At 56.4% G+C, this 3572-nt stretch carries 2 protein-coding genes; one reads left to right on the top strand and one right to left on the bottom strand.

Annotated elements, in window-relative coordinates; genetic code table 11:
- On the bottom strand, positions 1-2992 hold a 2992-nt coding region (locus JNN07_02495; protein MBL9166594.1), incomplete at its 3' end, for a DEAD/DEAH box helicase.
- Positions 2993-3065: 73 nt separating this feature from the next.
- Between JNN07_02495 and JNN07_02490 the strand changes: the two genes are divergently transcribed.
- On the top strand, positions 3066-3572 hold a 507-nt coding region (locus JNN07_02490), incomplete at its 3' end, for a LysR family transcriptional regulator (protein MBL9166593.1).

The raw sequence follows: 3572 nt of genomic DNA, 5'->3' as shown, positions 1-3572 counted from the left end.
GCTTCTGAAGACGCTCGTTCAGATCGTCCGCCCGCTTTCGGGCGTTGGCAGAGTTGAGCTTGTCTCCGGCTCGGCCCGCTTCCTCACGTGCCCGGAGGTCATTTGCCCGTTGATCCCAGTGGCGAATCTCGCCGAGAAGCCGCGCCTGAACCTGCTCAAGCGTTTTATCTACCAGCGCCTCACGTCGGGTTCGCACTTCGCGTAAGTGCTCGGGGACAAGGTAACGGATCGCGTGTTCGGTCGCCTTACGTTCCACCCCGTCTGCGAGCCAGGTCTCCTCAAGGAGCGGGTGTAATAGAGCTTTCTGTTCTGCGGTTGGAGGTGAGTAGTCGAGGTAGGGGGCGGTTCCAGCGTTCACCAGCTGACCGCTGCGAGTGATTTCCACAAACTGAAGTCGTCGGGAGACGACACTCGGATTTCCACCCGAGTCTCGGCGACCGTCGGTGACGCTGTGTTCGTAGTAGAAGAGCAGCCGGGGTTCCGTGCCCTGATCGTTGGTATCCACAAGCACAGCTCCTTCGCGAAGCAGGCTGCGGTGCTTCTCCAGAATCAGGTCCACGATGGAATCGAGCAGCGGATGGCCGGGTGCCACCAGTGCGGCCGGCGGCTTTCCGGATTCCCGGATGCGGTCCTTGTGGAATGTGACGCGCTCGTAGGCTTTAAGGACCGGAGCACGTTGCCCGATGATCCGGTCACGGTGCCGGATGTCGGCGGGGACGTGGCGGATTTCGTAACGGTTAGTTTCCCGGCGATGGACGGTTCCGCCGAGCGATTCAAACGCCTTCAAGAAGAACGAGCCGATGTAGTGCGGCTGGAGTCGGCGGGCTTCGGCCCGTTCCATCTGTTCCCGGATGTCCTGAACCCGCTTCGGGTCCAAGGTGTCCTGCACCAGCGACCGATTGTGGATGAGGTCGCGAAGGCGGTCCGCATCCAACTGTTCATCGATCACCCGGTCCAACTGAGCACGCACTTCGGGTTGCTCACCGTAGCGGATGGCGCGAACCAACAAGTCCTTCAAGGGTTGGTCTCGGAAGACTTGTCCAAGAACGTCAAAGACCGCGCCACCGAGTTGGTCCCGCTGGCGAGCGAGTTTCTGCAGCAAACGCTGCCAGACTTCCCCCTCGCGAGTCTCGTGCGCAACGAGGTTCCACAGATGGCAAACTTCCTTTTGGCCGATTCGGTGAATTCGACCGAAGCGCTGCTCGATGCGGTTCGGATTCCACGGCAGGTCGTAGTTCACCATCAGGTGTGCCCGCTTGTGGAGATTGATGCCTTCGCCCGCCGCATCGGTGGCCATGAGGACCAGAACCTCGGGGTCGTTCTCGAACGACTCCTGGGCCTGACGACGTCGTTCCCTCGGCGTCCCGCCGTGGATGGCGACGATGGAGTTTTGATTTCCGAAACGAGTGGCCAGCTTGTCGGTCAGGTAGTTCAGCGTATCTCGCTGCTCAGTGAAGATGACCAACTTCCGGCGAAGCTTGTTCGCATCAAACATCTCCGGCAGGTCGAGAGTCTCGGAAAGGCGTTGCCACTTGGTGTCGTTCCCAGAGCGGCGGAGTTTTAAGGCCTGCTGGACGAGATCGCGCAGGATGACAATTTCGGCCTCCAGTTCGGCCAGCGTCTGTGACGCCGTGGACTGGTCTACGATCTGTTCTTCAGTCTGCTCCGCCTCCGTTTCCGGTGTGTCTTCGAGGTCCTCGATTTCCTCGTCGGTCAGGTCTTGCGTCTCCGCGAGCTGAGTGCTTACTGAAGAAACGCCACGTCGAAGTAGTCTCTCCTCACGCAAACGGTCTTCAAGGCGTTTCAGACGTCGGTCCAGCGATCGGTAGATTGCTTCTGGTGAAGAGGCCAGCCGGCGCTGAAGCAGAGTTAGGGCGAACCCAATGGTGCCCTTGCGCTTCTGATTATTTAGCTTATCTGCGTTGTTAAACTCGCGGCGCACATATTCAGTGACGGCCTTATAGAGTTCTTGCTCCTCGTTACTGAGAGAATACTCCACTGTGCTGGCGCGGCGCTCAGGAAAGAGAGGCTTGCCCTCCATGGTGACCAATTGTTCCTTTACCATGCGGCGCATCACATCAGATATATCTGAGACATGGGCTCCATCGCGAGGTTTGCCTTCGAATCGGTCTCCGTCTAGCAGGGAAAGAAATAAATGAAAGTCTTCGTCCTTCCCATTGTGTGGGGTGGCAGTAAGTAACACGAACTGTCGGGAATGTGCCGACAGTAACTGTCCCAACCGAAATCTTTTGGTGTATTTCACCTCCGAGCCAAAGTAAGTAGCGGACATCTTGTGTGCCTCATCGACCACGACGAGATCCCAGTCGACCGCTGCAAGCTTTGCCTGAATTTCTTCATTTCTACTGAGTTTGTCCAGCCGGGCGATACACAGATTGTGTTCCTGAAACCAGTTCCCCGTGCGCGCAGCGGTTAGCCCTTCATTGGTCAAAATCTCGAACGGGAGGCTAAATTTTTCGTCCAGTTCATCCTGCCATTGTTCAACCAAACTGCCTGGAGATACGATCAGGCATCGGGCTACATCACCGCGGATTATCAGTTCCTTGATTAGAAGACCCGTCATGATGGTTTTTCCTGCGCCAGGATCGTCCGCGAGCAGAAACCGGAGTGGCTGCCGTCCCAGCATGGTTTCATACACCGCTGTGATCTGATGCGGTAAAGGATCTACGGTGGAAGTATTTACCGCTATGTGGGGATCGAAAAGGAATGCGTAGCGCAACCGTTGGGCTTCGGAGACCAATCGAAAGTCCGCGCCATCCGCGGTGAAGGAAAAAGGCCGACTTTGCTTAGCCAAAAAGAGAGACGCTTCTCGATCTCGGTATAGCAACTCCTCGCCTGGGCGGCCTTCGGCGTCAACAAAGGTCACCGATAGCACATCGTCGCCGTAGCGTTGAACCTGTCGAATAGTGACTGGCTGATTCGCGAGGATCCCGCCTATCACGGCTCCCACTGTGATGTCTTCCAATCTCAGCACGATCCGACCATGGCAGATTATATTCCCATTGTGAAGGCGGGTTTCTGTAGATAGTATGACTCCATAGTCATGTATGCTCCCAGACATTATTGCAAAGAATGGATTCTCGTTGGATCGTATCGCAACGCTCTGCAGCGTCGTTGATTCCGGGTCCATTGCTGCCGCAGCTGGGCCTAATCCCAGCAGGCAAAGCCAATTTAGCAGGCAGATCAAAGAGCTGGAGGAAGCGCTTGGTAGTAAGCTGTTTGAGCGTGTTGGAAAGAGTCTTAAACCCACTCAGCTCGGGAGACAGCTGGCACGAATGAGCCGCGTGTTTTTTGGAGCGGTATCCGACTTGGCCGAAACCGAAAACTCAAAGCCAGGCTTGGTCAATGTGGGGGGCGGCGAGGGCCTGCTCAGATGGTTACTTATCCCTTCGCTTGGCGATCTTCGAGAACTCTCGCCGCCGATTCACTGTCGCATTCGCAGTTTGCGCAGTGCGGAAGTCGTACAGGAACTCGATCTCGGACGTATTGACGTTGGTCTAGTTCGCAAATCGGCCGTGCATGACCACCATGCAATCGAAATACTCGGCACATTC

This window comes from Verrucomicrobiales bacterium, from assembly GCA_016793885.1.
GTDB lineage: Bacteria > Verrucomicrobiota > Verrucomicrobiia > Limisphaerales > UBA11320 > UBA11320.
This window is presented reverse-complemented; position numbering and strand designations above follow the sequence as displayed.